2 protein-coding genes are annotated in these 7,963 nt (G+C 74.9%); both read right to left on the reverse strand.

Going from position 1 to position 7,963, the window contains the following annotated elements; translation table 11 throughout:
• Positions 1-152: 152 nt before the first annotated feature.
• The gene (locus KS423_RS48160; protein ID WP_224283231.1) at positions 153-4,616 is read right to left on the reverse strand and encodes a non-ribosomal peptide synthetase; all 4,464 of its coding nucleotides are present in this window, start codon (positions 4,614-4,616) and stop codon (positions 153-155) included.
• A gap of 32 nt (positions 4,617-4,648) precedes the next feature.
• On the reverse strand, positions 4,649-7,963 hold a 3,315-nt coding region (locus KS423_RS31855), incomplete at its 5' end, for a non-ribosomal peptide synthetase (RefSeq protein WP_224283232.1).

Genomic DNA, 7,963 nt, shown 5'->3' on the forward strand with positions numbered 1-7,963 from the left:
CCGAGGGCGCGCAGGGCGCGGGCCAGGGCGGCGGTGCGGCGGTCGAGTCCGGCGAAGTCCAGGCGGTCGGCGCCGGCCAGGACGGCGGTGCGCTCGGGGTGGGCGGCGACGGCGTCGCGCAGGCGGTCCAGCAGATCGGTCATGACGGGTCCTCAGAGGGCTCGGGCGGCGGCGGCCATGGTGTGCAGGGCGGCGTCGTAGGTGTCGATGAACTGCTCGGCGGTGCTGTCGGCGACCAGCGAGCGCTGGTGGTCCACGGCGAGCAGCACCCGCTGCGTGACCGGGTCCTGGATCACCGAGGCGCCGAAGGCGAAGCTGTTGGGCTCGTGGCGCAGGGTCGGCTCGGTGCCGATCCGGCCGTCCACGATGCGGGCCGAGCTGAGCCGGCCGAGGGCGTGGAAGCGCAGGTAGCCGAACTGGCTGTCCAGCGCGGTGTCGGTCATCAGCCGGGCGAGGCGGGCGAAGGGCACCCGGCGGTGCGGCATCATGTCCAGCTCCTCCCGGTGGACCTCGCGGACCAGGGCGAGCAGGTCGTCGCCGGGCTCGCAGCTCAGCGGGACGGTGTTGAGGAACAGCCCGTACACCTCGGTGCCGCCGAGCCGTTCCAGCCGGCCGTTGACGGCCAGTCCGGTGGTGACCCGGGGCTTCCCGGTGACGGCGGCGAGGGCGTGCAGGTGGGCCGCGAGCGCCACCGACTTGACCGGCACGCCCAGCGCGTCGGCGACCGTCCGCAGCTGTTCCGGTGCCTCGGGCAGCACCCGTTCGACGGTGCGCGGCGCCTCGTGCACGGACTCGCTGCCGGGGAACAGCTGGCCGCTGACACCGGACAGCCGCTCGCGCCAGTAGGCGAGCGAGCGCTCGTCCCCGGCGGCCTGCCGTTCGACGGCCACGAAGTCGCGGAAGGCGGTGCGCGGCGGCGGGGTGGGCGCGCCGAGCGGGTCGGCGGCGAGGGCGGTGTGACGCTCCAGGATCTCGGTGAGCAGCGAGGTGAAGCTCCAGCCGTCGAGGATCGCGTGGTGCTCGGAGACGGTGAGCTGGAAGGCGTCCTCGGCGAGGCGCTGCACGGTGATCCGGAACAGCGGCGGGGCGGTGAGGTCGAAGGGCGTCCACCGGTGGGTGTCGAACACCTCGCGGATCGCCGCGTCCTGGTCGGCTTCGCCGCGCAGGTCGGCGAACTCCACGGGGGCGGGCAGCCGGCCGTGGACGAGTTGCAGCGGTTCGCCGAAGCCGGACAGGTCCAGGCCGGTGCGCAGCACGGCGTGGCGGTCCATGGCCTCCGCGACGGAGCGGCGGAAGGCCTGTTCGTCGAGGTCGCCGGAGATCCGGTAGGAGTTGACGTTGTGGTAGCTGTCGGTGCCGCCGGCGATCTCCATGTGGAAGACCATGGAGAGCTGCATGGACACCATCGGGTAGGCGTCGACGAGGCCGGGCGGCAGGTCGGCGCGGTCCTCCGGGGTGATCAGGGCGAACGGCTCGTGGGCGTCCGGGTCCTCGGTGACGGGCTTCGCCAGCGGCAGCAGGGCGGCCACGGTGGGGGCGTTGAAGACGTCCCGCAGACTCAGCCCCCAGCCGCGCTCGTGCAGTGCGCCGGCCAGCTGGACGGCCCGGATGGAGTCGCCGCCGAGGTGGAAGAAGTCGTCGTGGACGCCGATGCCGTCCACCCCGAGGACCTCCGTCCAGACCGCGGCGAAGGCCTCCTCCTCCAGGGTGCGCGGCTCGACATGGCGGCCTCCGGTCGCGGTGCTGCGCTGGCCGGGGGCGGGCAGGGCGGCGCGGTCCACCTTGCCGTTGACGGTGAGCGGCAGCGATTCCAGCACGGTGTAGCTCGCCGGGACCATGTAGGGGGGCAGCGAACGGCCGAGGAAGGCGCGGACGTCGGCCGGCTCGCGCCCGGTGACGTACGCGGCGAGGCGGTCCTCGTGCACGGTGACGACGCAGGCGTCCACGTCCGGGTGGGCGGCGAGGGCGTTCTCGATCTCGCCGAGTTCGATCCGGAAGCCGCGCAGCTTGACCTGGAAGTCGGCTCGCCCGATGTACTCCAGCCCGCCGCCGGGCAGTCGCCGGGCGACGTCGCCGGTGCGGTAGAGCCGGGCCCCGGGCGGGCCGTACGGGTCGGCGACGAAGCGGCCGGCGGTGAGGCCGGGGCGGCCCCAGTAGCCGTGGGCGAGGCTGCCGCCGCCGATGTACAGCTCACCGGCCGCGCCGGGCGGCACCGGCCGCAGCCAGTCGTCCAGGACCTGGGCGCTCAGGTGCGGCATCGGCGTGCCGATCAGGCTGCGCTCGAAGCCGGTGCTGCCGGCCAGGTCGTGGGTGGTGACGTGGACGGTGGTCTCGGTGATGCCGTACAGGTTGCACAGCCGGGCCGGGGGCGGCGGGTCGAGCTCGAACCAGCGCTGGACGACGGCCGGGTCCAGCGCCTCCCCGCCGAGCATGATCCACTTCAGCGCGGGCAGGGCGCGCGGGCTGCGGCGCAGCACCGGCTCCAGCTGGCGCAGCGCCGAGGGGGTGAGGCAGAGGCAGGAGACGTCCTCCTCCTCCAGCAGCTGGGCGAACTCCTCCGGCGAGCGGCTGGTCACGTACGGGACGACGACCAGTCGGGCGCCGTGCAGCAGGGCGCCCCACATCTCCCAGACCGTCCAGTCGAAGGCGTAGCTGTGGAAGAGCGTCCAGGTCTCCTGCGGGCCGAAGCCGAAGTGCCGCTCGCCGTCCGCCATCAGCCGGCTGACGTGCTCGTGGGCGACGGCGACGCCCTTGGGGCGGCCGGTGGAGCCGGAGGTGAAGATGACGTAGGCGACGTCGCCGGGGCGGCCGGCGGCCGGCGGGCGGGTGTCCGGCCGGGCGGCCAGGTCGGCGGCCTCGGCGGTCAGGTCGTAGGCCTGCCAGGGGCCGTCGGGCACCCGGTCCGCGCGGTCCGTGACGACCAGGGTGGCGCCCGTGTCGCCGAAGACCAGCGCGGCGCGGTCGGCGGGCGCGGCCAGGTCGACGGGCACGTAGGCGGCACCGGTCTTGAGCACGCCGAGGACGGTGACCAGGACGTCGGCGGTACGCTCCAGCAGCATGCCGACGCGGTCCCCGGGGCCGGCGCCGCGGGCGCGCAGGGCGTGCGCGAGGCGGTTGGCCCGGCAGTCCAGTTCGGCGTAGCTCAGGGTGCGGTCGGGGTCGCTGACGGCGGGCCGGTCGGGGTGGGCGTCGGCGGCCCGCTCGAACAGGTGGTGCAGGCAGTGGCCGGGGGTCTCGGTGGCCTCGGCGGCGCGGGCGGCCCCGGCGGCGCGGGTGGTCAGCCGCAGCACGGTGGCGTCGGGGTCGTCCAGGGCCGCGGTGAGCAGGGTGTCGAACTCGGCGGCCAGCCGGCGGACGGTCTCCGGGTCGAACAGCTCGCTGCGGTACTCGGCCTCGCCGCGCAGCTCGCCGTCGGGGCCGCCGCTCTCGCCGCCGTCGAAGACGGACCAGGTGAGGTCGAACTTGCTGGTGCCGTTGGAGCGCACCCGGCTCCGGGCGGTGGCCGCCGGGCCGAGCGCGAGCGGGGTGCGGTCCTCGCCGTGGGCGCCGAACACCACCTGGACCAGCGGCGGGTGCTGGGCGCTGCGGGCGGCGCCGAGCCGGTCGACGATCTGGTCGAAGGGCAGGTCGAGGTAGCCGTAGGCCTCGAAGGCGACGTCCTGGACGTGCTCCAGCAGGTCCCGGAAGCTCAGCGCGGGCGCGAGCCGCAGGCGCAGCGGCAGGAGGTTGACGAAGTAGCCGAGCAGGTGCTCCAGTTCGGGGCGGTCGCGGGTGGTGACGGGGGTGCCGACCACCAGGTCGTCGGCGCCGGTCCAGCGGTTCAGCAGGAGGGCGAAGGCGGCCAGCTGGACGGTGAACGGGGTGACGCCCTCCGCCTCGGCCAGGGCGCGGACCCGCGCCGCCGTACCGGGGGCGAGGCCGAACTCCTCGGTCCGGCCGGCCGCGCCGCGCTCGGCGGGCCGGGGCCGGTCGGTGGGCAGCTCCAGCAGGGCGGGTGCGCCGTCCAGCTGCTCCTTCCAGTAGGTCAGGTGCTCCTCGAAGGAGGTGCCGAGCTCCGCCTGCGCGTAGTCGGCGTACTGGACGGTCAGCTCCGGCAGTTCGGCCTCCCGGCCCTCCACCGCGGCGCCGTACACCGCGGCGAGTTCACGCTCGAAGACCTCGGCGGACCAGCCGTCCCAGACGATGTGGTGGACGGTGAACAGCACCGTGGTGCGCTCGTGCGCGAGCCGGAAGGCCTCGGCGCGCAGCAGCGGGCCCGTGGCCAGGTCGAAGGGCTCGGCGCAGCGGGCGGCGAGCAGCTCCTCCAGGCGCTCCTGCCGCCCGGGGCCGCTCAGCGGGCGCAGGTCGGTCACCGTGAGCGGCACGGCGAGGGTGGGGTGCACCTGCTGGCGGGGGCCGTCGGGGTGCAGCGCGAAGGTGGTGCGCAGCGTCTCGTGCCGGGCCACCACGGTGTCCAGTGCGCGCTGGAGCAGGGCGAGGTCGAGCGGGCCGGTGACGTCGACGGTCCAGGGGGTGCAGTAGGTGACGGCCCGCGGGTCGAGGCGGTCGAGGAACCAGAGGCCGCGTTGCAGCCCGGAGACGGGCGCGGTGCGCGCCGGGTGGTCGGACGGGCTCACGGCCTCGTTCCCTTCGTGTGCGGTACGGCCCGTCACCGGGCGGCCAGCCGTTCGGCGATGGCGCTCACGGTCCGGGCCCGGAACACCAGTTGCGGGGGGACGCGGCTGCCGGTCTCCCGGGACAGCCGCATCGCGACCCGGACGGCGGCCAGCGAGTTGCCGCCGATCCGGAAGAAGTTGTCCTCGCGGCCGACCTCGGCGAGGTCCAGGACCTCGCGCATCGCGTCGGCGACCAGCCGTTCGGCCGCGGTCAGCGGGTCGACGGCGTCGGCGGCGCCGGCGGCCCGGCGTCCGGCGGGGGCGGGCAGCGCCCTGCGGTCCACCTTGCCGTTGTGGTTGAGCGGCAGTGCGTCCAGGACGTCCAGGGTCGCGGGCACCAGGTGCTCGGGCAGCAGGGCGGCCAGGTGGTCGAGCAGCGCGTCCGGGTCGGGTGCGCCGGTGCCGACGGTGACGTAGGCGGCGAGCCGGCGGTCGCCCGGGGCCGGCTCGTGGACGGCGACGGCAGCCTCCCGGACGGCCGGGTGGCGGGTGAGCGCGTCCTCGATCTCGCCGGGCTCGACCCGGAAGCCGCGGACCTTGATCTGGTCGTCGATCCGGCCGGTGACCTCCAGCAGGCCCTCGGCGTTGACGAAGCCGAGGTCCCCGGTGCGGTAGAGGCGCTCGCCGGGGGCGCCGTACGGGGAGGCGACGAAGCGTTCGGCGGTCAGTCCGGGCCGGCCGAGGTAGCCGTGGGCGAGGCCGCCGCCGGTGGCGTACAGCTCGCCGGTCGCGCCGGGCTCGACGGGGCGCAGTCGCTCGTCCAGGACGAGGATGCCCTTGCCGTTGAGCGAGGCGCCGATCGGCACGGAGCCGCCGGTCAGGTCGGCGGGGGTGACGTGGTGGCAGGTGGTCAGGCCGAGGCTCTCCACCGGACCGTAGCCGTTGGCGACCACCAGGCCCGGGTGGTTCTCCAGGGCCTTGGCCACGTGGGTGACGGAGGCCCGCTCACCGGCGGTGAAGGCGAGCTTCAGGCCGTCGTAGGTCTCCGGGAACTCCTCCAGCAAGAAGTTGAACAGGCTGGCGGAGAGCTGGAGCTGGGTGACACCGTGCCGGCGGGTCAGCTCGGCGATGGTCTGCGGGTCCGGGCGCTGACCGGGCTGGAGGACGCAGCGGCCGCCGAAGCAGAGCGCGCCGTACAGCTCCAGCGCGAAGGCGTCCCAGGAGACCGGCGAGCACTGCAGCCAGACCTCGTCCGGGCCGAAGCGGGCGTAGTCCTGGCCGAGGTAGGTGGTGGTGAGCGCGCGGTGCGGGACACCGACGCCCTTGGGGCGGCCGGTGGAGCCGGAGGTGAACATCACGCAGGCGAGGTCGGCGCCGTCGACCGGCAGGCCGAGGTCGTGCGCCGCGTACCGGGTGAGTTCGGCGGCCGAGGCGTCCAGGTCCACCCGGCTGCGGACGGCGAACGGCACGGTGGTGTGCCGGTGGGTGACCACCGTGGCGGCGCCGGTGTCGGCGACCGCGCCGGCCAGCCGCTCGGCCGGGAAGTCCGGGTCGAGCAGGGTATAGGCGGCGCCGGCCTTGAGGGCCGCCAGCAACGCGACGACCAGCTCGGGGCCGCGCTCGGCCAGCACGGCGACCGTGTCGCCGCGGCCGATGCCCAGGCCCGCCAGGTGGCGGGCGAGCCGGTTCGCGGCGGCATTCAACTCGCCGTACCCGACGGTCCGTTCGCCGGAGACCAGGGCGACGGCCTGTGGGTCGCGGGCGGCCTGCGCCTCGAACAGGGCGTGCACCGGGACCTCGACGGCGGCGGCCAGGGTGCCGAGCCACTCCTCGCACAGACCGGCCATGGTGGCAGCGGCGAAGAGGTCGCTGTCGTACTCGAAGCGGCCGGTGAAGCCGGTACCGAGGTCGTCCACCGAGACGGACAGGTCGAAGCGGGAGACCGGGTTGGAGTGCAGGGCGCGGGTGACCGCGTGCCCGCCGACCGTGAAGGGCCGGGGGTCCAGCGGGTGCAGCTCCAGCAGCACCTGGCAGAGCGGGTTGCGGTCCTCGGGGCGCTCGTCGAGCACGGCGTTCGCGATGTCGTCGAAGGGGACCTCCTGGTGCCGGTAGCCGCCGATCGACACCTCGCGCACGTGCCGGACCAGCTCACGGAAGGAAGCACCCTCCTCCAGCTTCAGCCGCAGCGGCAGCAGGTTGACGAAGTAGCCGATCAGGCCGTCGAGTTCGGACCGGCCGCGGACGTTCACCGGCGAGCCGAGCACCAGGTCCCGCTGCCCGGAGCGGCGGTGCAGGGTGAGCGCCAGCCCGGCGAGCAGCACCATGAAGGGGGTGGCGTCCTCGCTGCGGGCGAGCGCCCGGACGGCCTCGGCCACCGGGCCCGGCATGGTGAAGCGGTGGAAGGCTCCGCGGAAGCCCTGCTCCTCGGGGCGGGGGCGGTCCGGCTCCAGTGCCGGCGCGGTCGGCGCATCGCGCAACTGCTCGCGCCAGTAGTCGAGTTGCCGCTCAGCGGTGTCGTCCTGGTACTGCCAGGCGGCGTAGTCGCCGTACTGGACGGCGAGTTCGGGCAGCTCGGCGGGGCGCCCCTCGGCCGACGCCGTGTACAGCTCCTGGAGTTCGGCCTCCAGGACCGGCAGCGAGCCCTCGTCCCAGACGATGTGGTGCAGGAGCAGCAGCAGCGTGGTCGCCCCGCCGGCCCGGAAGACCCGCGCCCGGACCAGCGGCCCCCGCTCCAGGTCGAAGGGCTCCAGCGCGGCCTCGGCGACCAGGGCGTCCACCCGGTCGGCGGTGGTCTCGGTGAGCGTGAACGGCAGTTCCACGGCGGGGTGGACGACCTGGCGCGGACCGTCCTCGGCGAGCTCGAAGGTCGTCCGCAGGCTCTCGTGCCGCGCCACCACCCCCGCCAGCGCCCGCCGCAGCAGCTCGGGGTCGACCGGCCCGGAGAAGCGGAACACCCAGGGCACCACGTAGGTCGGGGCGTCCGGGTTCCACTGGTCGAGGAACCACAGGCCGCGCTGGAACTTGGACAGCGGAGCCCCGGTGGCACCGCTCCTGGTCAGGGCCGGGCGCTCGCCGCCGGACGCGGAGGTCACCGCGGCGGCGAACTCGGCCAGCGTCGGCGCGTCGAAGATGGTGTACGGCGACACCATGCCGAAGACGTCGAAGACCCGGCCCACCACCCGCACGGCGGTCAGCGAATCGCCGCCCAGGTGGAAGAAGTTGTCGTCGGCGCCGACCTCCGGCACCCCGAGCACGTCCGCCCAGACCGCCGCGATCAGCTGCTCGGCGGGGGTGCGCGGCGGCCGGCCGGCCGGCTTGCCCTCCGGCACGGTCCGCGGCGCGGGCAGCGCCCCGCGGTCCACCTTGCC

The sequence above is a fragment of the Streptomyces sp. LS1784 genome (assembly GCF_020103755.1).
In the GTDB taxonomy this organism is placed as follows: Bacteria; Actinomycetota; Actinomycetes; order Streptomycetales; family Streptomycetaceae; genus Kitasatospora.